This window comes from Rhizobium sp. AN68, from assembly GCF_030758035.1.
Taxonomy (GTDB): domain Bacteria; phylum Pseudomonadota; class Alphaproteobacteria; order Rhizobiales; family Rhizobiaceae; genus Agrobacterium; species Agrobacterium tumefaciens.
On record NZ_JARWMI010000001.1, the window covers coordinates 225,784 to 251,087 of the forward strand.

The following is a 25,304-nucleotide window of genomic DNA, read 5'->3' on the forward strand; positions in this document are numbered from 1 at the left end:
AGTTTACAGTTCCAATGATGACTTATGGTGGGCTCTGCAGTGCAGTTGCATCTTCCAGAGGGTAAAGCGGCACTGAAGGGGCTGTGCCGGGCGCAATTGGCGCTGTCATGATGCATCATCTGAGAAAACGCAGCCACACTCATTGATAACCTGCGCACCATCGGCAACCACCGATCGTCCTCTTCGGCCGAGTGTTGGCAAGGCAGCCAAAGGCCGCCTTGCCAAGGCTTGTCACTTACCGGATCTCATCGCAAGGGCAAATAACCTAGCCTGCCGATCGGCGAACGCGCGCGGGTTGGCTGGTTTGTCCCCGTCAAGGATGCGGGCTTCGTCAAGCAAAAGCCACGCAGCATCCTCGCGAAACGCCTGATCGTCCATTGAAGCAATGTTTTTCACAAGTTCGCTCTGCCCATTGATCTCCAGGATCGGCTTCGACGTTGTTTGCAACCGCCCGGCGCCTTTCAGGAGTTTTTCGAGTTGGCGGTCGGGGCCATAATCCGACGCCACAAGGCAGACCGCACTTTCGGTCAACCGATCAGAAATACGCACGTCAGCGACCTCTTCACCAAGGGCGCTTCGCGCGAAATCGATGAAGGCTCCAACCTCGGGAGAAGCTTGCCGACCAGCCTCATCAGCGCCCCCCTCCGCGGCAACAGTGTTCAGATCGGCAAGACCTTGGGTGACAGATTTAAATGGCTTGCCTTCAAAATCAGGCACATTGGTCGGCCAAAAGTTATCGACACCATCTGTAAGCAGGAGGACTTCGATCCCTTTGGCCCGGAAACCCTCAAGGTGCGGCGACGATTTCAGCTGATCCAAAGTGGAGCCGCTAATATAATAGATCGCCGATTGTCCTTCCCTCATCGTGGCCAGGTAGTCAGCCAGGCTGCGTGTCGCCTCGCCCGATGCGGTGCTGCGGAAGCGTGCCAGCTTCAGCAACTGTGTGCGCCGTTCGAAGTCCTCGTAGATGCCTTCCTTGAGAATAGCCCCGAACATATCCCAGAACTTGGCAAAGGTCTCGCCGTCGTGCTCGGCCATCTTCTCCAGCGCGGATAGGATCCGGCTCGTCACGCCCTTTTTGATGGCCGCGAGGACCGGACTTTCCTGGATCATCTCGCGGGAGATGTTGAGCGGCAGATCCGAAGTATCAACGATGCCACGGACGAAGCGCAGATAGCGCGGTAGCAGTTCTGCATCATCGGTTATGAAGACGCGCTTTACATAGAGCTTCATCCGACCATGTCGGTCCGGATCAAACACATCGAATGGCTCAGAACCGGGTATAAAGGCAAGAGTCGTATATTCGTGTCGGCCCTCAGCGCGGAAATGGACGTTACTCAGCGGCTCGTCGTACTGGCCTGAAACGCTCCGATAGAAATCGACATAATCCTGCTTGGATATTTCGTTCTTCTGCTTGATCCAGAGCGCTGCACCATCGGATACCTGTGAGGGCTCGGCACCCTCCTTCTCGACCAGACGGATAGGTACGGGGACGTGGCCGGACTGGTTTCGAATGATCTCCTCCACCGTCCATTTGCTCGTATATTTCTTTGCATCTTCCAAAAGATGTAACACGACGCGAGTACCGCGTGTCGGTGCTTGTCCCGGGTCGACCGCAACAATGTCATAGCTTCCTTTGCCGTCGGATGACCATTTCCAGGCCTCGTCCTTGCCGGCGCGGCGCGAGATTACTTCGACCCGGTGAGCGACCATGAACGATGAATAGAAGCCGACGCCGAACTGGCCGATCAGTTGCGCTTTCTCTCCAGCTTTGGCCGCCTCAAGCCGATCCATGAATGCTTTTGTCCCCGAGCGCGCGATCGTACCGAGCGCGTCGATCATCTCGTCGCGGTCCATGCCAATGCCGCTGTCTTCGACAACGAGTGTCTGCGCCTCTTCATTGAGCGTCACGAGAATTCCTGGCTGGATCCCATCGGCCGAGAGTTGCGGCTTGGAAATCGACTCATACCGCAGCTTTTCGCAGGCATCCGCCGCGTTCGAGATCAATTCGCGCAGGAATACATCTTTGTCCGAGTAGACCGAATGCACCATCATGTGCAGAAGTCGGCTGACATCGGCTTCGAATACGTGTTGCTCGGGCTGGCGCTCTTGTACGGTCGTCATTGATACCTCCATTGCACATAAATCGCCGGTCAAATGGTTTTTCCAGAGTCATATTTCAAGCGCTATCTACCGCTTGCGCCAGCGTTCCTGGATCGTCTTTCGACTAGATTGTTTCCGATTTTCAGTTTCCGTGAGCCTTTGAGATTGCGCCAACAACCTCCGCGCAAATAGTGCTGCGAAAAAGATGACATTCGGTAGCTTTTTACCGGCAAGTCAGCAGAGATATAACCGTTACCTACCGAAACTCCGGCGCAATGATGACTGGACACTCACGCGGTCCATAAATTCCCCCCTCAACTTCTGAAGTCTTGACCGCTTCATCGCCCAGCAACTCGATACAAAGTTGTTTGCTGTTGTCCTCGTTGAAATGGCGAACAGCACCAATAACCTCGCCGTCCCGGAGAACGGGTGTCTGCCCCATCCTATCGGTCCACATTGCAGATGCGGTAAAGCTAGATATCGCTGCGCGCAGAGCCGTTGGGCCGCAAATTCGTCTTTAAGCCCTGCCCGGCCATTGTCTGACAGCCTCAGAAATCGAAGCGCGGGAGGCGGCTTCCAGACACTCGATGCCTGACGCATTGCCGACATGTCACCAACCTCGATCTTTCAACCACTGTGAGCCTTAGAAATATCGAAACTGCCGCTTATCCTTCAGCGCCCGCGCCCAGAATCCGCGCGCCCTCCCAATAAGCCCGACTGTTTCGCAGCCATGGAGATTGAAGGCACCATAGCCGGTCGGATCGGTCATTGCGCTGACCTGGCGGCACGTGGCGGGAGTAAATATCCCCGCCACATGCTGCCCTGATGATCCATCAGAAAACTTTCGTCAATGAAACGGCGAATGTGCGTCCGCGTCCCTTGTAGTCGAACACGGCTTCATTGGCCAAAGCCCCATAAAGCGCGTTGGCGCGCGCGCCCCATATGGTTGTGTAATCCTTGTCGAACAGGTTCATCACACCGAAGCGAAGCGTTGTGTCCTGCGCTTCGAAGCGATAGGCACCGGTTAGATCGAACAGGGTGTAACCATCAATCTTCCGGCTGTCGTCGTCGCTGAGATTGAAGGCATGCTGACCGGCCAGCTTGATGTTGAAGTTATCTTTCGTCCAGCCAACATAACTGCCGAGCTTGGAAACACTGGCGGTACCGATGCTTTCCTTCTCCCAGTTACCGTCAGACTTGATTTCCGACTTCACCCAGTGACCGGATGCGCCAACATCAAACCCGTAATCCAGTGTCGTGCTGGCGCTGGCCTCCAGACCATAGACACGTCGCTCACGATCAACGACATCAACAGCCAGGGTCGTGCGGTTCAACTCGATGGATCGGTTGGAGAGCGAGTAATATGCCGCGGTCTGGAAGCTGAAGCTATCGTCATTGAAACGATAACCGACTTCAAAAGAGTTGGTCTTGATCGCCTGGAGTGCGGAGTCGGCAACATTGACGCTGTCCAGGAGGACGTAACGGCCTCCGACAAGCCTATAGCTCCCGATCCCGTAATATTTTGCCGGGTCAGGAAGCTCGAAACCCTGGCCGAAATTGGCATAGATTTGCTGCGTATCGGTCAGCTCATAGGTCGCGCCGGCGTTAAACAGAGCCGCATCGTAGCTGACTTCCCCGCCGGGAATGGGATCCACAGAGGAGCCGGCCCGGTTGAGAACGGCGACCTGCTGTGCCGCGCCGGCGAAGCTCGATACGTCGGTGGTGACATATTGATAACGCACACCACCATTGACCGTCAGCCGGTCCGTCGCCTCATAAGATCCCTGGATGAAACCGGCCAGGGTCGAGACATCGATGTCGGGATAAAGCCCGGTAATGCCGCGTGTCCTGAAGTCCATCGCACCGGTCGTCGCGACTGTCAGGAAATCGAAGACGTTCTGTTTGGAACTCAGCGAATCCCGGTCGGCGTCGATGCCATATGTCACCTTAAGCCCGTCCAGCGGCTCCGAGATCATCGCTGCCTTCAGGCTATAGTAATCGGTATCCTGCGAGCTGCCGCCGAAATAGACGAAGGGCGAGAAAATCGCACTACCGGGAAACGGGTGGAACCGGATTTCTTCCCGCCGGAAACTGCCCTGCAGAAGCAGTTCCTGCCCCAGGAAATCATTGTCTGTGTAAGTCGCGTTTACCATGGTACGGCGCGTGCGGGGGTCGAAATCCGATCGGTATCCGTCCCGCGTTTCAACCAGGTTGGAATTGCGGATCCCGGCAAGGCCTGCTCCAAGATAAAGCCCGAACGGCGAATCCTGGGCGCTGTCATAAAACTGGCCGGACACCTCAAGGCGCCTGTCGTCATCGATCTGCAAACCGACAGTACCCATGAAATCGATGCGCTTGTTGAATGCTGTGGAAGTCTGGGTAATATCGGGGGTGAGCATCGTGCCGGAGCCATCGTAAAAGGCTCCCGTCTGGTTGCCGGCGATGGAGAAACGCGCATCCCAGTTTTCGCTGTTATAGCTCACGGCACCTGCACCGTTGCGGTCAAGGTCACGGGTACGGCCAAAGCCACTGCCAAGGCCCGCCGTCGCTTCACCGCGCAAACCGTCCGGCGCATCTTTCCCCTTCTTCGTGATGATGTTGATGACACCACCTGTGGCATTGCCGCCGTAGATTGCCGTCGCGCCAGACAGAACCTCGACACGCTCGACATTGAAAGGATCGATTGAATCGAATTGGCGGCTCAGGGAGCGCGCCGAGTTCATCGAAACACCATCGATGAGAATGAGGGCCGTGCGTCCCCGCAGGTTCTGGCCATAGGCTGTGCGCGCACCTTCGCTGGCGGGGTCGAAACTTGGAACTCTCTCAGCAAGAATCTGCTGAAGCGACTTGCCTGAACGGGCTTCGGCCTCGATGGCCTGTGCATCAACGACATAAATCGTTCGCGCCGTCCGCGAGATTTGCTGGGGTATACGGTTGCCACTTACAACGATCGGCTCCAGCACCATAGAACCATTGTCTGATTGCGCGTTCTGAGACGTATCCTGCGCCTGAACGGCGTCGTTGCCGCCCCCGATTGCGACGACGATAGCCACAAGACTAACGCCGACATTCCACTTTCCGATCATGTCGCCCCCAATGCGCAAAAAATATCTTCCAAGTCGTCCCCGGAAAATACAAGACTGTTTTGATCATGTTTTATGCGCTATGAAACCGCCGGGCTTGGATGGGAACGAACCCGATTTGGATAGATGCGAACATCAACAGCAAAGACAGGTTTGATTTTTCATGGAAGTTGTCCGCCCCCTGAAACTTGGAACCCTCTCGCTACCTGATCCAGAAAGCAGACTGGTCTGCCGCACAATCCTTCTGGACATGTTGGGAGAAGCAACAATCACCGTTGAAGACGGTGATCTGGCGGGTGTCACCGGCCTTGTCTGGAAACACGAAAACCTTTCTCTCGCAACCGTTTACCTGCCCAAAACACCCTTGCGGCTGACAGCTCATGGGATCGGCAGGCCTGATATCGCGATGTTGCGTGCAACTGACGGAACCTTAATTGTCCATCATCGCAAGCACACTTTCGAACTGGAACCCCGTGATGTCATCATCCTTCCCACGGATATGGCATCGGAAATTATTTTGCCGCAAGGCGGGCGCCTCGACTGCGCCCATCTTCCCCATGCCGCCCTCACCCTTGCACGAAAGTCGATCGACCGGATCTTGTTGCGGCCCTTTTCAGCAGAATGCCTGCCATTGCAGTTGTTGACCCACTATGCAGGATATCTTCTTCAACAGGACCATCAGGACAAAGAGCATGCCACCATGATGGTTGCGCACTTCTACTCCCTGCTTCCCGTTCTCGCCCGATATGGGAATGAGGTTGCGCCTTCGGCAGTTCCGCAAAACCGCATTGAAGCGATCAAGGCGATGGTTGAGGAAAATCTTGCCGACGGTGCGTTTTCGATAGCTGATGTGGCACGCACCGAAGGCATCACACCGCGCGCGATCCAGAAACTTTTCAGTCGGACAGGCACGACCTTTTCGCGCTACGTGCTGGAGCGGCGGCTGGTGCGCGCCAAGAGCCTGATTCTTGCCGAGAACACCGCAACTCCGATCAGCCAGATCGTCTACAGCGTCGGTTTCAACGACCTGTCATATTTCAATCGCACTTTCCGCAGTCGCTACGGAATACGCCCTACAGACCTTCGCCGCATGACGGCGCCTGACGAGGCAAAAAAACCTGCGAGGAATTAAGCCGTCTCGTGACACCGCCGGAAAGCGTCACTCCGGCCGCTTGTCATCATCGCCGTAGCGACACGCCTGAACCGCGTCCGATCCTTCCAAGGAACCAGACGGAAAGTCCCATTCCGACAAGCGAAAGAACTGTTGCCGTCGAAAACAGCGCGGAATAACCCATCCGGTCGGCAACCAGGCCGGCTGCGGATGCACCAACCATGTAGACGACCAGTTCGGCACAGGTGAGAATGGTAAAATCCGTTCCTGGCTGATCGTCCGAAGAGTTCTTCATGAAGAATGAATAGATGGCTACCAGCTCCATGTAGCGGATCAGCGTCTGGAATGCCGAGGCCGACATCGCCACCCACATGCCGGGCCAGACGCCGGACGCATTCAGCGTGAAGGCGAGGAAGCACAAGCTTCTGAGGCCACCCAGCAGGATGAGCGTTGTCGTCAGGCCAACCTTGCGGATAATGGAGGCAGCGATACCCACGCCGATCAGGCCCGCAGTTGCCGCCGCTCCGCCAGAGAGGTAACCGATCCAGTCAGCCGGGACCTTGCTGTCAACCAGATAGGTGCCTTCCATCCCGCGCACGAGACCTTCGCTCGCCCGGTATGTCAGCGCAAATCCGAGGATCAGCCAGGCACTCGGACGGCGGAAGAAACCAGCAAGGCTTGCGCGCTTTTTTTCTTTGCCAACCGTGGGCGTTTCCGGCTGCATCGCCAGGGCTGCAAGAAGGGGCAGCAACGACAGCGCGGCTACCAGCAGTATCATCGTGCGCCATCCAGCGACATGAAACACCACCAGTGCCGCCGTCCCGCCAACGATTACGCCCAGCGCTACGGCACCCGCCTGCACGGCATTCCCCAGCGAGCGCGTCTTGTCGGTCAGGCATCTTACGGCGTAGCCGTCGGTTGCAATATCCTGGATTGAGGAGGCAAGCGTGATCGATATGCAGATTGCAAAAAGGACCGTGGCATCGCTCGGATCCACCAGCGTCATGGAAGCGATACCGGCGCTGACGAGAAGCTGGGTCGGCACAACCCAGCCGCGGCGATGGCCAAGCTTGGGTAACGGAGACCATCGATCCACCAACGGTGCGACCGCAAATTTCAGGATGAGCGGCAGCATCAGCAACGAAAACAGCCCGATAGACGTGCGCGATGCCCCACTCTCGCGCATGATCGGCGGCAGGGCCACCAAAAGCAGATACGTCGGTATCCCCTGAGCGAGGTAAAGACCGCCCAGCACATACATCAACCGCCGCTCGAACGTCGAAGTCGAAGTCGAAACGGTGTCGCCAGGAATCGCGTCGTCGATTTGGGCCATTGCAAGAACCGAATTCATGAGCGCGGAACACCACAGACCCAGGTAAGGTTTTCAGCGCTTCAAACGCCGGTCTGTCCCGGAGCGTAAACAGGAGTATTTTTTAATCGTCTTTATCTCACCGGCAAGCAAATGCTTGGATATGGGCGAACCCGAATAGGACAATTGCGAACAGCCGCTCGATGCGACAGAGCTGAAGCAACAAATGCAGCGGCCGGCTGCCACCCCCCTCGCAAGACTGGTTCAGGGAAATGGAGATGCCAGTCTTGTTGTGAGCGAAGAGGCCGACATATCGAAGCGGCGGTGATACGATAAAAACCGGATTGCAGCCCCAGGGATCGATAATATCTCGGCGCGACCACCCATTAAATGGACTTAACCGGCACTCCTCCAATGACGGACTTGGCTCTTATGCGCGCGGCCTTTCGGTAGGCCCGGGGCGTGAGTCCCATCTCCATCCGGAAATAACGATTGAAGTTCGACAGGTTGTTGAAGCCCGCCTCGAAACAGATATCGGTGATCGATATTTCGGTCTCCGCGAGAAGGGTTCTTGCTCGCCAGACGCGGACGGATCGGCTGTAGTCAGAAAAGTTCATGCCGGTTAGACGCCGAAAGGCACGCGAGAAGGCGGACGGCTCGAAACCAACCATCGCAGCCACTTCATGCATCTGCGCACCAGGATCCGATTGCAGGATCTGGATTGCCTGGTCGATCCGGCGGTGCCTGCGGTCCGACACCTGGTTATAGACCGCTATGAAGTGTTCGCTGGCGAGCAACCTCTTTTCGGTGGCCGCTTCGATTGCCTCCAGTATCTCTAAAAACAGCCCGCGCCCACCACGGTGTCCCACCGCGTGAAGCTCGAGAATCTTCGCTCCAATCAAGAGCGCGTCGGCGCCCAGAACCTCGATCCCCCGTTGGGCCAGAGGCTTCAGCCGGTGGAGCACTTCAAACTCAGGGCATACTGCGCGAATACCGATCAGGGCATCCGCGTCGAATTGCAGGACCATGTCTCGGCCTGGCAAAGCCGGTGCACCGGGTGTGATCCAGTTGTGCGGCAGATTTGTCCCGGTGAGCACCAGATGCCCAGGCCGAAACGGGCCGATATAGTCTCCCACATAAGCAAATCCTGAAGCGTCAGGAATGAAGTGAATCTCCCATTCGGGATGATAGTTCCAGATGCAGATCGGATTGGGATAGTCGTCCCTCCGGATCAGATAGGAAGCGCCTCCGGGTAAGACGATCTGCTCGCGCGTGGCGGTGAAAGTCTCAGAGACTGTTTGAGGAAAGTCTGATGCAATAGGCATTCAATTGCTCATGTTACAGCGCACAAATGTCAATATAATACCAGTTCTGTGACGGAGGCAAACTAGTACGCGTCCGTTGCTTGCGTAAATGTGGGCTGGTCGATGGCAAGGGAGTTGCCATTCAGGGAGGACATCATGACACTCAACGCTCTCCGCGCCGGTTGCGCGGTTATCGCCATATTTGCCGCATCCAGCGCTTTTGCCGCCGCACAATGCACCAGCGACGTGCGTGTCCTGGCGCAGCCGCGCGACGGACTGACCCTTCTCGAAAAATATGTCGATGAGTTCGAAGAGCTCTCCGGCGCAGGCTTCGAGATCAGTTATCTCAACGAGAACGATCGCCGCGCGAAGTCGCAGGCCGACGCCTCGACGGTCGGAAGCTTCAACGTGTATTATGTTGATGAAGCCAATCTGGCGCTTTTTGCCTCCTCTGGCTGGATCGTCCCGCTTGATGGCTTTTATCCATCCGAATACGACTACAAAGACTTTGACGCCGGTATGCGCGCAGCTGCGACCTATGACGGCAAAGAGTGGTTTGCACCGGTGCAGGGTGGCGGCGACCTGATGGTCTACCGTACCGACCTCCTGGAAAAGGCAGGCATCGCGCCGCCGAAGAACTGGGACGAATATTTCGCAGCCGTGCAGAAGCTGCATGATCCGGCCAACGGCGTCTACGGCACTGCGCTTCGCGGACAGCGCGGTTCAGGCGCCAACGTCTGGCGCTGGATGCCGTTCTTCAAAGCAAACGGCGGCGAGTGGTTCAAGGACGGCAAGCCGGCCTTCAATTCGGATGCCGCGGTAAAGGCGACCGAAACCTATCTCGAACTCTTCAAATATTCGGCGCCGGGCACGCAGACCGGCTCTTGGGACGAGATCCACCGGCGCCTTCCGCTCCGGCAAGGTGGCGATCATCATCGAATCCGCACCCCTTGGCGGCATGTCCGTCGACAAGGCACAGAGCCAGGTTGCAGACAAGGTTGCGTTCTCCGTTCCGCCGTCGCCGCTGCCGGGGGCCGGTTACGCCCATGGTTTTGCAATCGCGTCCAAGGCCAACAAGACAGATGAGGAAAAGGCCTGCGCTGGTCTCTTTGTTGCCTGGGCAACATCCAAGGAACAGGAAGCCCGCCGCCTCGCCGCCGGCCAGCCGGGCGAGTTGACGCGCACAAGCACCTATCAGAGCCCGGAATACGCCAAGACCTTTGGCCAGAACCTTGCCGACGCCATGGCGGCGACCGGTCAAAAGACCACAGTCACCTTCTGGCAGGATCCGCGCTGGCAGGAATTGGGCAACCAGTGGGGCATCATGCTGGAAGAGCTGATCACCGGTAGCCGCACTGACATCAAGGCGACGCTGAACGACCTAGAAGCCTTCGCAGCCAAACTCTGACGCCTCCCAAGCCGTCTGACGGGCGCGTCTGATGACGCGCCCCCTTTTCCCAATCCGAGGATCTGCCATGCGCCGAGGCCGCTCGCTGCCTTACGTCTTTCTTGGGCCCAGTTTGGGTATCCTGATCATTCTGGCGCTCGTGCCGACGATCTACGCTATCAATATATCCCTGCAGAACCGGACCCTTTCGGCACCCGATGCAGACTATGTCTGGTTAGCCAATTATCTGGCGCTGTTTTCGGATGCCCGTTTCCTGAACGCGCTCTGGGTATCTTTCAAGTGGGAGGTTATCAGCGTCTCGTTGACCATGGTGACGGGGGTTGCGCTCGGGATTGCCATGTTCGAGGCAGCGAGCCCCCGTATGCGCAACGTCCTTTGCGTGCTCTTCATCATTCCCGTTCTCCTGCCACGCGTGTGCGCCGCTTTTGTGTGGAAGTTCGCCTTTCATCCGCTCTACGGCGCGCTGACCTGGCCGGTCAGGGAGCTCACCGGCATCACGCCCGACATTCTGTCGACGCCGATCGGCGCCCTCCTTGCTGTTGCCTTCGTCGATGTCTGGCAATGGGGCTTGTTCTTTTCAGTGATCATCTTGAAGCTTCTTGAATCCTTGCCGCCTCAGCCGCTGGAAGCCGCACGCATAGATCGGGCAACCCGCTTCGAAATCCATCGTTTCGTGACCCTACCGATGCTGAAAGCACCCTTGATCAGTCTGCTGCTGGTCAAGGCGATCGAGAGTCTTCGCTCCTTCGACCTCGTTTACGTCATGACGCGCGGCGGTCCCGGCATCTCAACCGAGACGCTTGACATGTATGCCTATTCCCAAGGCTTCATAGAAGCCGGCAAAATCTCCTATGCGTCCTCCATGGCCGTCATCATGATGGTCCTGACCATCGTCACCTTTACCTTTACCTGGAAGAGGCTGAACCGATGAAGATATCCACCTTTCTGCTCAGGCTTTTGTTGGTTCTTGCCGCTGCACTTGTCGTGCTGCCCCTCCTATGGACCCTGCTAAACGCCTTCAAGACCAATGCCGATCTGCTGGTGTCAACGCCAAAGCTTATCTTCCAGCCTGTCTTCGACAATATGAGTTATGTGCTCAATCGCCGCTCGGTGGCGCGCGCACTTACCAATTCGTTGATCATCTGCTCGAGTGCGGTCGTGCTTGGCGCCGCGCTCGGTGTACCGGCGGCCTATGTGATTGCCCGGTTCAAGAACAGGATCACGGCGGAGGCGCAGTTCTTCGTTCTGTCGCTGCGCTTTCTGCCGCCCGTCGCGATCGCTATTCCCATGCTGGTCATCTGGCTCGGTCTTGATCTCTATGACACCCGGCTGTCGCTGATCGTGACCTATCTCATTGTGACAGCCTCGATCACCATCTGGCTTTCCGTGCCGGCTTTCGAGCGTGTCAGCCTTCACGTTGAAGAAGCTGCCCGGGTGGATGGGCTTGGCCCATATGCGACCTTCTTCCGCATCGCCCTGCCGATTGCCCGTTTCCAGGTCTTCGGCGCCATCGCCTTCTCCTTCGTCCTTGTCTGGAACGAGTTCCTGCTTGCCATGATGCTCACGACCTCGAAGGCAAAGACCCTGCCGATCATCGCGTCCGAGATGTCACAGCTCGGCATGAATGTGCCCTGGGGAATTCTGAACGCCGCCGTCGTCCTGTTGTCGCTGCCACCGCTGATCCTGCTCGGAGTGCTTGCCGGTGGCCTCAACGCCGCATTTTCCAAGAAAACTGACCAAGGTTGACTGACCCATGAAAGCACTTGTCCTCGAACATGTCGGCGAACTTTCCCTGCGCGATATCGAAATTCCCCAAGAGTTGGGGCCGGATGACGTTCGCATTCGTATCCACACTGTTGGCGTCTGCGGCAGCGACGTGCACTATTACATCCATGGTCGCATCGGTGACTTCGTCGTTAACGCGCCCATGGTTCTAGGCCACGAGGCAGCAGGAACCATCACCGAGACCGGCGCTAACGTCACCCATCTGAAGCCCGGTGACCGCGTCTGCATGGAACCGGGCATCCCCGATCCGAAATCGCGTGCGTCGCGGCTAGGCCTCTACAATGTTGATCCTGCCGTGACATTCTGGGCAACGCCGCCGGTGCACGGCGTCTTGTGCCCGGAGACAGTCCATCCGGCAAGTTTCACCTACAAGCTGCCTGACAATGTCTCCTTCGCGGAAGGCGCGATGGTTGAACCATTTGCCGTGGGCATGCAGGCGGCCGCCCGGGCGAAGATCACGCCCGGCGATACGGCGGTTGTTACAGGCTGCGGAACCATCGGCATCATGGTGGCACTGGCTGCCCTTGCCGGCGGCTGCTCGCGAGTGCTGATCTCGGACATTTCCGCAACAAAACTTAAACTGGCCGAAGGTTATGGCGGCATCACTGGTATCAACCTCAAGGAGGTCGATCTCATTGAGACCGTCAACGAGGCGACAGAAGGCTGGGGAGCCGATATCGTCTTTGAATGCTCCGGCGCACCGGCCGCGGTCCGTGATCTCTTCAAGGTCGTGCGCCCGGGCGGGACAGTCGTTATCGTCGGTCTGCCGCCGGAACCCGTCGCGGTAGACCTTGCGGCGGCCTGCTTCCGCGAATGCCGTATTGAAACGGTTTTCCGCTACGCCAATGTGTTTGACCGTGCCTTGGCGCTGATCGCCGCAGGCAAGGTCGATCTGAAGCCATTGGTTTCCGGCACCTATGCCTTTGATCAATCGATCAAGGCCTTCGAAAGGGCGGCCGAAGGCCGGCCAGAGGACGTAAAGCTGCAGATCGTCGTGGACGGGGAGACGAAGTGATGGCCACTGTTGAGTGCCGGGGGATCAGGAAAGTCTATGGTTCGCTTGAGGTCATGCGGGATTTTGACCTGAAGATCGACAACCACGAATTCGTCGTCTTTCTTGGCCCGTCAGGCTGCGGAAAATCCACTATGCTGCGGATGATTGCCGGGCTTGAAGAGATTTCAGGCGGGGATCTGCTCATCGGTGGCGAGCGGATGAACGATCGCGATCCGGGTGACCGGGGCATCGCCATGGTGTTCCAGAACTACGCGCTTTATCCCCATATGAGTGTGCGGGACAATATCACTTTCGGTCTCGAGAGGGCGGGAATAGGCAAAGCCGCGATCGATCAGCGCCTGGCGCCTGTGGTCGACGCGCTCGGTCTTGGCGTCTATCTTGCGCGCAAGCCGACGGAACTGTCGGGCGGACAGCAGCAGCGTGTGGCCATCGCCCGAGCCATGATCAAGACCCCGGAGGTCTTCCTGTTTGACGAACCGCTTTCCAACCTTGATGCCAAGTTGCGCGGCAGCCTACGGGTCGAGATCGCGCGCCTCCACCGCGACCTGAAAACGACAAGCATATATGTCACTCACGACCAACTCGAAGCCATGACCCTCGCCGACCGTATTGTCCTAATGAAGGACGGCCGTATTGAGCAGATGGGCACGCCCGAAGAAATTTATCAGGCACCTCGGACAGTGTTTGCTGCCGGCTTCATCGGCACACCGAACATGAACTTCCTTCAGTTGCAGATGACACAGGAGTGGGTCGGCGACAATCTTGTCAGGTTTGCAGCTCCGGCAGGCCTACGCTCGGGTGAGGTCACCGTTGGAATTCGGCCGGGATCATTTCGTATAAACCAGGATGCTCAAGCCTTTCGCGGCACCGTCGAGCGGAACGAGTTCCACGGTGAGACACGTCTGATCTGCCTGAAAAACGACCGCCACGAGATCAATATTTCTGTTCCTGCAGACATAAGACCCGCCATCGGCGAGGTGCTTGGTGTTGAAGTGGCATCGTCCGACCTACACGTGTTTGATCCCGGCACCGGACTGAGGTTGATTTAGACCCACTCAGGTGGGACCTTCAATCACGTCGCGCAGGGCAACTGGACGGCTGCAATCCGCCTGGCCTTTGGCAGATGGCCTGTGACCGGAGCCGCAAAACGTCCTTTGAATCCTGGTAGGGTCGGTTACCCTGAAGAGACGGGAAGCGCCAGGCATTCAAGGACGAGCAGTTCATTGGGATATTGAAAGAGCAGGATAGCGGCTGATATCAGCCGTAAACACGCAATATGCAGGCTGCGATTTATGACCGAACGGTTGCCATACCGAGCGGCCTTACGAGTGAAGTCGGCAAGCGTGGCCTAAAACTCTCGGGCGGTGAAAGACGGCAAATTGCCATGGCAAGAACCTTCTTCTGGTCCTGCTCTTATTTTCCTTACTGAGGCCAGCCCCAGCGTGAAACGACGGAACCGACAGCCCGTGCCGGCGACGTCACTATAACCGCGATCACCCATCGTACAGCATTAATCACTATGAAGGATCAAGTGATCAACTGAGGCGGCAGAGAGATGAGACCGCAGCGATAATGCGGGGGGCATGCACGAAATGGATCGGCGGATGTACTGCCCGCTGTTGATTCACGCCATCAAAAGAGCAAACGAAATATTCATTTGAACTCTCGTGAGAGTTTCAATCCGGCGGCGCTTGCAATCATCGTCGCTGTCCGTTTCGGACACATCCTGACAACGGATCAGCATCCCACGATTCAACGGCAGAAATGACCCCGTAATTTTAGCGATCCGGCTGGTCGCTTAAATCTTTCTCATTCGACCAATAAATGGTCAAATCCCACAAATTGCATCGGACAAAAAGCGCGATTCTTGCAGGAAATCGAGATTGGCACGCTGTTTGCTTGTGACTGATTTGACCGTTTTGACTGATTTGACGGTTTATTCAAAATAGAAAAGGGGAACTCGATGGGTTCAGAATTCAGTCGTCGTCGCTTCCTGCAAGGATCCGCGGGCGCAGCCGCCGTCGCTGGCTACATGCAGATCAATCCTGACTTCTTCATCTCGCCGGCCTTCGCACAGGCCGGCAAGACCATGACGTTCCTGTCGGCCGAAAACATCACCGGCAACTGGGACCCGACCGCTCATACGACACTTTCTCAGAAGAATATCGAAGGTTTCGTCATGGGCTTTCTTACCCGCACGCCGATGAAACTCGATGATCCCGGCGCGGTCGTCTACGAACTGGCCACCGACATCAAGCTGCTTGACCCGCACCGGCTACAGATCAAGCTGCGCGAAGGTATCGTCTTCCATGACGGCAAGCCGTTCAAGGCAGAAGACGTCAAAGCAACCTTCGAATACGGCTCCAGGGCAGATCGTCCGGCCCAGTGGTATCCCGGCCCGACCGAGACACTGACGATCGAAACACCGGACGATTACACCGTCATCGTCGACACATCCAAGGGCGGCTATCCGGCCCATCTCTTCATCTTTCTTGCGTCGTTCCTGCCGATCATGTCGGCCAAGGATGTCGCCGGCGGCCCCGGCGGCCCGCTCTCCCAGCGGCTCAACGGCACCGGTCCTTTTAAATTCGTCGAACAGCGCGGCAACGACACCGTGATGCAGGCCTATGACGGCTACTTCAAGGGCAAGCCGGCCATCCCTGGCATCAACTTCACCTTCACCGGCGATTCCACCACCCGTATGTTGTCGCTGATGAACGGCCAGGCTTCGATCGTTGAACGTCTGGAGCCTGAACAGGTTGACACGATCAAGGACAATCCGGCGATTTTCATCAACAAGGTCGTTTCCGTCGAGAACAAGTATCTTTGGTTCCGCTGCTCGAAACCGCCTTTCGACGATCCGCGTATCCGTCTTGCCGCCTGCCATTCGATCGATCGCGACATGATCATGGAACTGATGGGCTCGGCCGGCCATGCCTCGTCGAACTTCGTCTCGCCGGTCAAATTCGGCTATGTCGATCTGGCGAACTACCCGAAATTCGACCCCGAGAAGGCCCAGGCTCTGCTCGCCGAAGCCGGTTTCCCAAACGGCAAGGGCCTGCCGCCACTTGAATACATCACGTCCGTCGGCTTCTATCCGAAGACCAAGGAATATGGCGAGATGCTGACCGCCATGCTGCAGGAGCAGGGATTTAACGTCAGCCTGACCGTGCTTGAACCTGCGGCCTGGAACGAGCAACTGTATCATCGCCCCGGTGGCGGCCCGGGCCATATGGTCGATTGCGGCTGGTCGACAGCGTCTCCGGAACCGGATCTGGTCCTGCGCACCCATTTCCATTCCACTTCGCACCGCATCTGCGGCATCGAGGACAAGGAGATCGATGCCAGCCTCGACAAGGAACGTTGGGCACCAACGCTGGAAGAGCGCAAGAAGATCCTTCAGGAAGAGACCATGCCTCTCATCACCGCCAAGATGCCGGCACTCTCGCTGTTCACATCCGTGATGATCCACGCAATGCAGAAGGACTTTGAGGGCATGTACATCTATCCCGACGGGTCGATCGATGCCGCCAAACCTGCTGCCTGACCGTGATCAGCCACACGCCGCGATCAGGCGGCGTGTGGACTTGCCCGTGACTTCTCGAGCGGAGTGACTGAATGTTTGCCGTGAACTTCCTGATGCGACGCCTCATGCAGGGCGCCATCATCATATTCCTTGTGTCCTTGCTGATCTTTACCCTCTTGCGGGTGGTGCCGGGTGACCCGGTACGCCTTATGGCGGGCGGCATGGCGCCCGAAGCACTGATCGAAAAGATCGCAACCGACATGGGCCTTCGCGATCCCATACTGGTGCAATTCGGTCGCTACATGGGCGGTGTGGTTCGTGGCGATCTTGGCCAGTCCTTCGTGCGCCCGGCAAACGGCGCCTCGACCGGTGGCGCGACATTCAACGACTCAACTCGAGGCGAACGAGCAAAGGTCTTCGACCTGATTTTCGATGCACTTCCAATGACGCTTCAACTGGCGGCCGTGACGCTGGTGATTGCACTGATCTTCTCGGCAATCATCGGCATTGCCGGCGGGCTTGCGATCGGCAGATGGCCAGACAAGCTTGCCTTCTACATCTCATCGATATTCATCTCGCTGCCAAATTTCTGGCTTGGCATCGTTCTGGCATTGCTTTTCTCGGTGAAGCTCGGATGGCTTCCTGCCATTGGCTATCAGGGTTTTGCCTACACAATCCTGCCGGCAATCGTGCTGGCGGTCGAATTGTCTCCGGTGCTGATCCGCACGCTGGTCAGTTCCGTATCCAGCCAGATGATGGAGCCCTATGTGGCAGTCGGACGCGTACGTGGCCTGAGCCGTTCGCGGATCATCTCCAACCATGCCCTGCGCAACGCCTCGGTGCCGCTTCTCAACCTGCTCGGTGTGCAATTCTCCAGCCTACTCGGCGGGGTCATCATCGTCGAATATATCTTCGATTATCCCGGGCTCGGCCTTCTGACCATCAATGCCGTGCTGCAGCGCGACTTTCCGTTGATCCAGGGTATCGCGATCGTCACGAGCGCCATCTTTGTACTGATCAACATTGTCGTCGATCTCGTCGCAACAACCATCGATCCGAGGCTTGAATACTGATGTCCATCACATCCGCACTCGACACCCCGATCATTTCTAAAATGGCAAGCCGCTCGATTGCGCGCCGCATATTCGATCGCGCCGCATCGACGCCAGGTTTTCGTATTGGCCTTGCGATCTTCCTGCTGCTTGCGATTGCCGCCGCACTTTATCCGGAAATCAGTGGCGTCGACCCGACCAAGATGGATGTGAAGGCCCGCCTTCTGCCGCCACTTTTCTTCGGCGACAACTGGAGCTGGGGCCACCCGCTTGGCACCGATCAGATTGGCCGCGACATGCTGGTGAGGTCGCTTGTCGGCCTGCGTTATTCTTTCCTGATCGGGATTGCATCGGTTGCAGTGACACTCATCATCGGCTGTGCCCTCGGCACGATCGCCGGTTACTTCGGCGGTCGTATCGACATGCTGATCATGCGTCTGACCGATGCGCAGCTGTCTATCCCGATGATCATTCTGGCGATCGCCGTTCTTGGGGTGTCGCGCCCGACAATTCCGGCCATCGTCCTGGTGCTTGGTCTCTCAAGCTGGCCGGTCTATGCGCGCATCATGCGCAGCATTGTGATGACGGAAAGGCAACGGGAATATGTGCGCGCTGCCAAACTTGGGGGCTCGACCGATTTCCGCATTATCGTCAGCCTGCTTCTACCGCTGCTCCTGCCGCCGGTGATCTTCACCTCCGTGCTTGATGTGGCGCGCATGATGATCTTTGAATCGACACTCGGCTTCCTCGGCCTGGGTGTCCAGCCGCCGACCCCGACCTTCGGCAATATCATTGCCGATGGCCGAAAGTATCTTCTGAACGCCTGGTGGATCGCAACCATGCCCGGCATTTTCCTAGGCCTCACTTTAACCAGCATCAATCTCATAGGCGCTTCGCTGGAACGGGCCCGCAACACCATTCACGGAGGGTCCGAGTGATGATCAAGCCGCTTCTTGAGCTGCAAAACCTCACCGTTAATGCCGGTCGCTCGGACAAGGCGAAGATTATTCTGGACAATATCTCCTTCAGCCTCGCGCCGCGAGAGATCGTCGGTGTGGTCGGGGCCAGCGGAGCCGGCAAGACAGTGCTGTCCAAGGCAGTCGTCAACTGGCTGGAACCGCCGCTTTCCGTGCGTTCCGGCAGCGTCCTCTTCGAAGGCAAGGATATTTACGGCATCTCCGAGAACGAGATGCGTACCCTGCGCCGCCGGGTCGCCTATGTCGGCGCCAACCCGATGGGCGCACTCGATCCGACGCTGCCGGTCGGCGTCCAGATCGTCGAGAAGCTGCGTGCGGTCGTTCCAGGAACCTCGCGGAAAGAGGCGGAAAAGCGCACGATCGAGCTTCTGGAGGCCGTCCGCATTCCCTCGGCCCGCAGCCGTTTCAGCGACTACCCTTCGCAGTTTTCCGGCGGCATGATGCAGCGCGCACTGATCGTTGATGCGTTGGTGACGAACCCGGCGCTGCTGATTGCAGATAATGTCACCCAGCCGCTCGACGTTACCGTCGCAGCCCAGGTCATCCGTCTGATGAAGGAACTGACCGACGGTTTCAATACCGCTGTGCTGTTCGTCTCCTCCTCGCTTCCCGTTGCCCGCGAAGCCTGCAACCGGATTTTGGTGATGGAGAAAGGTCGCATCGTCGAGGAACAGGAAACCGAAAGGCTGATCGCCGCCCCTGCATATGCCTATACGAAAGAGCTTGTAGAACAGACGCCGAAGATCTGGATCGAAAAGACCGAGATGCCGCGTCTCAACGACAAACGCGACGTTGTCTTGAGCCTGCGCGATGCCTCACAGGTCTACAGGGTAAAGAAGAAGACCGGCTTCGGTGGCTTCAACCATGTGCGTGCGGTTCGCAACGTCACCTTCGATGTCCGGCGCGGCGACAGTTTCGCGATCGTCGGTGAATCCGGTTGTGGCAAGTCGACGCTGATGCGGCTTCTGAGCAGGCTGGAACTGCCGAGCTCCGGCCAGGTTCTGTGCGGTGCCGACGATATCGCCATGCTCGGTGGCAAAGACCTTCTGACCTTCCGCAAGAAGCTGCAAATGGTACTGCAGGATCCGTTCGGTTCCCTGCCGCCACGCACATCGGTCGGGAAGATGCTGGAGGGCCCGCTTCGCACGCACGGATGGAAGGACAGTGCCCAAATTCGTGAGCGGGTGCTCAAGGTCATGGGCGAAGTCGGCCTCTCCGCCGATCTCTACGAGGAATTGCCGATCGGCCTGAGTGCCGGCCAGCGCCAGCGCATCAATGTTGCCCGTGCGCTGGTTCTGGAGCCTGAAATACTGATCATGGACGAAACGCTTTCTGCCCTGGACCAGACAGAACAGTTCAAGCTTCTCGATCTTTTCCAGAAGCTGCAGAAGGAATACGACCTCACTTACATCTTCATCTCGCACGACCTTGCGATGGTCCGCAAGGTCTGCAACCGGGTGGCGGTAATGTATCTCGGCGAGGTCTTCGAACTGGCTGATAACGAGCGGTTGTTCTTCGATCCTGGACATCCGTACACAATGGCGTTGCTCAGCGCGATGCCGACACTTGAAGAACGCCGCTACAAAGCGGAAGACTGCCTTCTGGAAGGTGAACCACCAAGCCCGATCGATATTCCTCCAGGTTGCAGCTTCAAGTCGCGCTGTCCGCGTGCGATGGAGAGATGCGGCAGCCTGCAGCCCGCGCTTACCGCGCGTGGCAGCCAGGATTTCGCCGCCTGTCATCTCATCCAGCCATTGGCTCTCGATGACGCAACCCGTCAAATGGCTTTAGCCTGACCATGGTTGCGGCGCCACAGACGGGGCCGCAACGATCACTAGAATCCAGGGTGCATTCATGAGTTTCACCGAACATCGCCTCAAGCTTATCCTCGACATGCTGAAGCAAACCCAGCGCGTCAATGTGAGGGAGCTTGCCGATTATCTGCAGGTCAGCCAGGAGTCGATCCGGCGCGACCTCAAGGAACTTGAGATGCGCGGTTATGCCCGCCGCGTCTATGGCGGCGCGGTCCTTGACCAGCAGGAAAGCGATCAGCCGTTTACCGACCGACTGCGTGTCAGCTCACGCGAGAAAGCCAAGATCGGCGAGGCCGCAGCGTCGCTGGTCGAGGACGGCATGAAGGTGTTCATCGATACCGGCACCACAACGATTGCCTGCCTGAAACATATCGAGACGCGCAAGGACTTGACCGTTGTCAGCAATTCGCTGGCGGTCGCAGCCCACTTCTTCAATCTGCCGCAGGCAAGTGTGCGCGTTCTTGGCGGTCGCATGCGCCCAGATTATCAGGCGACATACGGCCATGAGACCGTGGCCGCGCTGAAGGAGCATTTCTTCGATCTCGCCATCATCGCCATCAGCGCCATTCACGCCGAACGCGGGTTCATGGATTTCGGCGAGGACGAGGCGATCCTGCGCCGCGTCGCCAAGGCCCAGGCAAAACGTTCGATCATTGTTGCCGACAGTTCCAAGTTTGGTCGCCTCGGCTCCATCCACACATTCGGCCTCAGCGAAATCGACGCGGTGGTGACCAGCGGCGTCATCGCGCGGGAATTTTCAGATCAATTCAATCAATCCAAAGTGGAAATCATACATGCCTGACGTCTCCTCCTCCCCTGTCCCGATCAATGCCGAGCGGCTCCAGATGCTGATGGAGACCCTCTCCACTTTTGGCGGCGGCCCCGATGGCTCGATGACCCGCCTGACGCTTTCCAGGGAAGACGGAATGGCGCGCGACTGGCTGGGGCACTGGTTTGCCGAAAACGGCTTCGAGCAGGCCGTGGACTCGATCGGCAACCAGTTCGGCAAGATGACCTTGGCGGGCGCAAATGCGCCCGTCATCATGGTCGGTTCCCATATCGACAGCCAGCCGAACGGCGGCCGGTTCGACGGAGCGCTTGGCGTCATCGCCGCCTGCGAGGCGGTTTTGTCCGTCAGCGAACGTCTCAAGGCGGAAGGCAGGTTGTCCGCCTGCAACTTCCAGATCGTCAACTGGACCAATGAGGAAGGCGCCCGTTTCCAGCCGAGCCTGCTCGGCAGCAGCGTGTTTACAGGCGCCATTGACCTGGAATGGGCGCTGGAACGGGCCGACGGCGATGGCATTACGGTGCGCCAGTCGCTGGACGAGATCGGTTATGCTGGCAAGGAAAAGGTGGAAATTCCCGACGCATTGATCGAGCTGCATATAGAAGGTGACACGACGCTCAGCCGCGCCGGGGAGCGGTTCGGTATCTTCACGCGGTTCTGGGGCGCGACAAAATATCGCCTCGCCTTCCATGGACGCCAGGCACATACCGGCGCAACCCCGATGGCAGATCGCAAGGATGCGCTGCTTGCTGCTGCCTATCTGATCGCCGATCTCAAGCAGATATCGACCGAACACGGGCTGGACCTGCATACGTCGGTTGGCCGCCTGGAAGTCTTCCCCAATTCACCCAATGTCGTGCCGGCCGAAGCCGTGCTGTTCATCGAGCTGCGCTCGGGATCGCCAGACGTCCTGACGGAGGCGGAACGCAAGATGAAGATCAGGATCGAGGAAGCGGCGATGAGAGCCGGCGTCACCTCGGAAGTCCGCTCCATCGACCGCCGCAAGGCGGGAAGGTTTGCGCCGGGCCTGGTGACGCTTGCGCAAAGTGCGGCGGCGCATCTCGGCCAGAGCGCCCGTCACCTCGATACGATCGGCGGCCATGATGCCGTTGCCGTCTCCGATGTCTGCCCGGCGGTGGTACTGGCGGTTCAGAGCCGTGACGGCGTTATCCACCACCCCACCGAGTATACCTCGCCTGAAGACCAGGCCCTTGGCACGCAGATAGTGGCGGACATGCTTTACAAGATCGCCTGCGAAGGTTTGAAAGTTGTCGAACTCAGCGAGGCTGCCGAATGAAGAGATCGGGCTCTCCTCAATCACCGATGGAAGCGCGCGCGGAGAAGGCGCTTTCATTCTTTTCCGCAGTGATTGGCGACACTCCTTCCTATGCGCCGGGGACGGCAGCTGTCGCATCGCCATCCTATCATGCCGTCGAATCCCGCGGTTTCGTGGTCGCGTCGACAGATGGGGAGGCACGTTATTTCCTGCGTCTCGGTGCCGATGAGGTAACCGATCTCGTGGATGCCGAGACCGCAAATGCTGCGGCACACCGTTTTCACAGCCTTGGTCTTTCGCCAGAGCCGATTGGTTACGATGCCGGAACGGCCAGCATGCTGTTTGCCCGACTTGGCGACGGCTGGCGAGCAGCAAGGATCGACGATCTCATGCAGCCGAAAACTGTTGCCCGCCTGATCGAGATGCAGACGACGATCGCAGGGGGTGTTTCCACCGGCCGAACATGGTCAGTCTTCGACGGCATCAATCAGCTCTGGGCGATCGTGAGTGCCGGTGACACCAGCCTGCCCGGCGATGTCGAATGGATGCTCTCCTGGATGACGCCGATCCGCGAGGCAGTTTCAGCGGCCGGCGTGGACCTGAAGCCGGCCCATGGTGATCCGCAGGCTTCTAATGTCATGCTAGGCCCAGACGGGAAAATGCAGCTCGTGGACTTCGACATGGCTGCCGACATCGACCCCTACTATCAGCTCGGCGTCCAGATGAACGAACTCTACCAGTTCGAAAGCCAGATGAGGCCCTTGCTGGAAATGCACGATGGAGGTTTCAGCGAAAGAACCTTCAACCGCTGCCGTGTCTATGCGGCGGCAGACGACCTCTACTGGGCGTTGCGCAGCCTCGTACTGGAGCTTCGTGCGCCGCCGCGGGGTGTCGAATTCCTGAAATATGCCGGCTGGCGGTTCCTGCGTTGCCGAATGCTGCTCGGCCAGCCGGATTTCGAGGCAAGGCTGAGAGCGCTCTAGGCACACGATAACGACAACGGGCTAGAAACAATAACGGGAACAAGCCTATGAATGAACTGGGAATGGCACGATCCGATGCCGAACGGGCAGTTGAGGCTGCAATCATCCAGGTGCCACCTTGGGAAGGACGGCGGCTGCGCTACAGTCCGGTTTCCGGCGGAATCAGCAACACAAATTTCCGCATCGAGGTCGAAGGCGAAGAGCGTGGGTATTTTCTAAAGATTCCCGGCCGCGGCACCGAGATGTTCATCGATCGCAAGGCCGCCGCTGCTGCCAGCAAGCAGGCAGAAGTGATCGGAATCGGCCCGAAGACATTCGACTATCTCGATCACCTCGACATCGAAATCGCCGAGTTCATCGATGGTCGCCGCGCCTCGACACATAGGGATTTTGCAGACCCGGCGATCCGCAACGAAGCGGTGCGCGTCTACCGGCAGTTTCACGACGCCCCTGCCCTGCCGCTGACAAAAACCGTCTTCGACATGATCGAGGAACATTTCGACCAAGTGCGCCAGCTTGACGGCCACTGGCCGCTCGACCACGACTGGCTCTTGCGCAACTACAGACAGGCGCGCGCCGCGCTTGAGGCATCGGGGCTCGATTTGGTGCCCTGTTTCAACGACCCGATGCCGGGCAATTTCCTGATCGGTGACGACAAGTCGATCAAGCTGATCGATTTCGAATATGCGTCGAACAATGAGAGGCTCTACGATCTCGCGATCTGGAGTGGCGAGATGTTTTATTCCGAGGCGACCGACTGCGAGATAATCGAGGAGTATTTCGGTCGTTACGACAAGGCGCATCACGCTCGCTTCATTGTCCACAAGGCACTCGCCGACATCAAGTGGAGCACCTGGGCGATGGTACAAAACCGGATATCGACCCTCGATTTCGACTTTTACAAGTACGGAATCTGGAAGCATATGCGCGCCCGCTCGATCATCCACGATCCCCGTTGGCCCCTGTTCCTGAAAGCCCTTTGATGTCCGCTACCGATATCAGCCCGCAAGAAGCTGCGACCTATATCACCTTCGCCGCGCAACTTGCCGACGCCGCGCGTCCGCTGGCGCTCTCCTATTTCCGGACCCCGCTCGACGTGATCTCAAAACTCGACGATAGCCCGGTGACAATCGCCGACCGGGCGATCGAAAAACATCTCCGCGAGATGATCGCGGCGCGTTTTCCCGATCATGGCATCCATGGTGAGGAGTTCGGCGTAAAGGAAGGTAACGCCTTTACATGGGTGCTGGACCCGATCGACGGCACCAAGAGCTTCATCACCGGTTTCCCGCTGTTTGGTACGCTTGTCTCACTGACATTTCAGGAAAAGCCATTCTGTGGTCTGATCGATATTCCGGCCACGGGCGAACGCTGGCAGGGCCGGCCGGGAGAGACACTCTTTGCTGGCAAGCCGGCCCACGCCAGCGGCTGCGAAAACCTCTCCAGCGCCCGTTTTTATACGACTTCGCCGGATATGTTCGTGGACAGCGAAGCCGAGAGCTTCGAGCGTCTCTCCCGCAAAGCCAGGCTGCGGCGTTTCGGTGGAGACTGCTACATCTATGGTCTGATCGCTTCCGGCCATTGCGACATCGCTCTCGAGACGGGACTTCAACCTTACGACTACATGGCTCTCGTGCCCGTTGTGACGGGTGCCGGCGGATGCATTACGGACTGGCGGGGAAATGCGCTTTCGATCCATTCCGACGGACGGGTTCTGGCGTCGGCCACCCCGAGACTTCATGACCAAGCCCTGGCCCTCCTCAACCGGTGA

The 25,304-nt window shown here is 57.9% G+C and carries 18 protein-coding genes and 2 pseudogenes; 15 read left to right on the top strand and 5 right to left on the bottom strand.

What is annotated here, in order from left to right:
- Positions 1-231: 231 nt before the first annotated feature.
- The 3 genes and pseudogenes from htpG to RBH71_RS01065 form a co-directional block, all read right to left on the bottom strand.
- The gene (htpG, locus tag RBH71_RS01055) at positions 232-2,124 is read right to left on the bottom strand and encodes a molecular chaperone HtpG (RefSeq protein ID WP_323686988.1); all 1,893 of its coding nucleotides are present in this window, start codon (positions 2,122-2,124) and stop codon (positions 232-234) included.
- A gap of 237 nt (positions 2,125-2,361) precedes the next feature.
- A pseudogene (locus RBH71_RS01060) lies at positions 2,362-2,518 on the bottom strand (DUF4172 domain-containing protein); the annotation flags it as partial.
- Between the two features lie 418 nt (positions 2,519-2,936).
- Complete coding sequence (locus RBH71_RS01065) at positions 2,937-5,189, bottom strand: TonB-dependent receptor (protein ID WP_112361202.1); 2,253 nt, start codon at positions 5,187-5,189, stop codon at positions 2,937-2,939.
- A gap of 160 nt (positions 5,190-5,349) precedes the next feature.
- On the opposite strand from RBH71_RS01065, the gene RBH71_RS01070 reads away from it, so the two are divergent.
- Positions 5,350-6,318 (top strand): helix-turn-helix transcriptional regulator, encoded by a 969-nt coding sequence (locus tag RBH71_RS01070; protein ID WP_416349294.1) that lies wholly within the window; start codon positions 5,350-5,352, stop codon positions 6,316-6,318.
- Between the two features lie 46 nt (positions 6,319-6,364).
- On the opposite strand, the gene RBH71_RS01075 is transcribed toward RBH71_RS01070, so the two are convergent.
- Positions 6,365-7,648, bottom strand: a complete 1,284-nt coding sequence (locus tag RBH71_RS01075) for a RhtX/FptX family siderophore transporter (protein ID WP_323686989.1) — start codon at positions 7,646-7,648, stop codon at positions 6,365-6,367.
- A 344-nt stretch (positions 7,649-7,992) separates the two neighbouring features.
- Complete coding sequence (locus RBH71_RS01080) at positions 7,993-8,931, bottom strand: AraC family transcriptional regulator (RefSeq protein ID WP_323686990.1); 939 nt, start codon at positions 8,929-8,931, stop codon at positions 7,993-7,995.
- A gap of 135 nt (positions 8,932-9,066) precedes the next feature.
- On the opposite strand from RBH71_RS01080, the pseudogene RBH71_RS01085 reads away from it, so the two are divergent.
- The 14 genes and pseudogenes from RBH71_RS01085 to hisN all read left to right on the top strand — a co-directional run bounded on the left by RBH71_RS01085 (position 9,067) and on the right by hisN (position 25,304).
- Positions 9,067-10,318: pseudogene (locus RBH71_RS01085) on the top strand (ABC transporter substrate-binding protein).
- A gap of 67 nt (positions 10,319-10,385) precedes the next feature.
- A complete protein-coding gene (locus RBH71_RS01090; protein ID WP_112361204.1) occupies positions 10,386-11,249 on the top strand; it encodes a carbohydrate ABC transporter permease in 864 nt (287 codons plus the stop codon).
- Positions 11,246-12,064 carry a carbohydrate ABC transporter permease gene (locus tag RBH71_RS01095; protein ID WP_065660531.1) on the top strand — a complete coding sequence of 273 codons (819 nt, stop codon included), beginning with the start codon at positions 11,246-11,248 and terminating at the stop codon, positions 12,062-12,064. The genes RBH71_RS01090 and RBH71_RS01095 overlap by 4 nt, the downstream gene beginning before the upstream one ends.
- Positions 12,065-12,071: 7 nt before the next feature.
- Entirely contained in the window at positions 12,072-13,118 is a 1,047-nt protein-coding gene (locus tag RBH71_RS01100; protein ID WP_323686991.1) for an NAD(P)-dependent alcohol dehydrogenase, read from the top strand.
- On the top strand, positions 13,118-14,167 hold the full coding sequence (locus RBH71_RS01105) for an ABC transporter ATP-binding protein (RefSeq protein ID WP_112361206.1): 1,050 nt from the start codon (positions 13,118-13,120) through the stop codon (positions 14,165-14,167). Before RBH71_RS01100 ends, RBH71_RS01105 begins: the two co-directional genes overlap by 1 nt.
- Before the next feature lie 914 nt (positions 14,168-15,081).
- Positions 15,082-16,665, top strand: coding sequence for an ABC transporter substrate-binding protein (locus RBH71_RS01110; protein ID WP_323686992.1), 1,584 nt, complete (start codon positions 15,082-15,084; stop codon positions 16,663-16,665).
- Positions 16,666-16,736: 71 nt separating this feature from the next.
- Positions 16,737-17,717, top strand: a complete 981-nt coding sequence (locus tag RBH71_RS01115; protein WP_013637573.1) for an ABC transporter permease — start codon at positions 16,737-16,739, stop codon at positions 17,715-17,717.
- On the top strand, positions 17,717-18,634 hold the full coding sequence (locus RBH71_RS01120) for an ABC transporter permease (RefSeq protein ID WP_003516951.1): 918 nt from the start codon (positions 17,717-17,719) through the stop codon (positions 18,632-18,634). Before RBH71_RS01115 ends, RBH71_RS01120 begins: the two co-directional genes overlap by 1 nt.
- Entirely contained in the window at positions 18,634-20,469 is a 1,836-nt protein-coding gene (locus RBH71_RS01125) for a dipeptide ABC transporter ATP-binding protein (protein WP_111801706.1), read from the top strand. Before RBH71_RS01120 ends, RBH71_RS01125 begins: the two co-directional genes overlap by 1 nt.
- Before the next feature lie 58 nt (positions 20,470-20,527).
- Positions 20,528-21,289 (top strand): DeoR/GlpR family DNA-binding transcription regulator, encoded by a 762-nt coding sequence (locus tag RBH71_RS01130; protein ID WP_013637571.1) that lies wholly within the window; start codon positions 20,528-20,530, stop codon positions 21,287-21,289.
- Positions 21,282-22,571, top strand: coding sequence for a Zn-dependent hydrolase (locus tag RBH71_RS01135; RefSeq protein ID WP_112361207.1), 1,290 nt, complete (start codon positions 21,282-21,284; stop codon positions 22,569-22,571). Before RBH71_RS01130 ends, RBH71_RS01135 begins: the two co-directional genes overlap by 8 nt.
- Positions 22,568-23,533, top strand: a complete 966-nt coding sequence (locus tag RBH71_RS01140; protein ID WP_323686993.1) for a phosphotransferase — start codon at positions 22,568-22,570, stop codon at positions 23,531-23,533. Before RBH71_RS01135 ends, RBH71_RS01140 begins: the two co-directional genes overlap by 4 nt.
- A 47-nt stretch (positions 23,534-23,580) precedes the next feature.
- On the top strand, positions 23,581-24,516 hold the full coding sequence (locus tag RBH71_RS01145; protein WP_035200787.1) for a choline/ethanolamine kinase family protein: 936 nt from the start codon (positions 23,581-23,583) through the stop codon (positions 24,514-24,516).
- The gene (hisN, locus tag RBH71_RS01150) at positions 24,516-25,304 is read left to right on the top strand and encodes a histidinol-phosphatase (protein WP_112361209.1); all 789 of its coding nucleotides are present in this window, start codon (positions 24,516-24,518) and stop codon (positions 25,302-25,304) included. The genes RBH71_RS01145 and hisN overlap by 1 nt, the downstream gene beginning before the upstream one ends.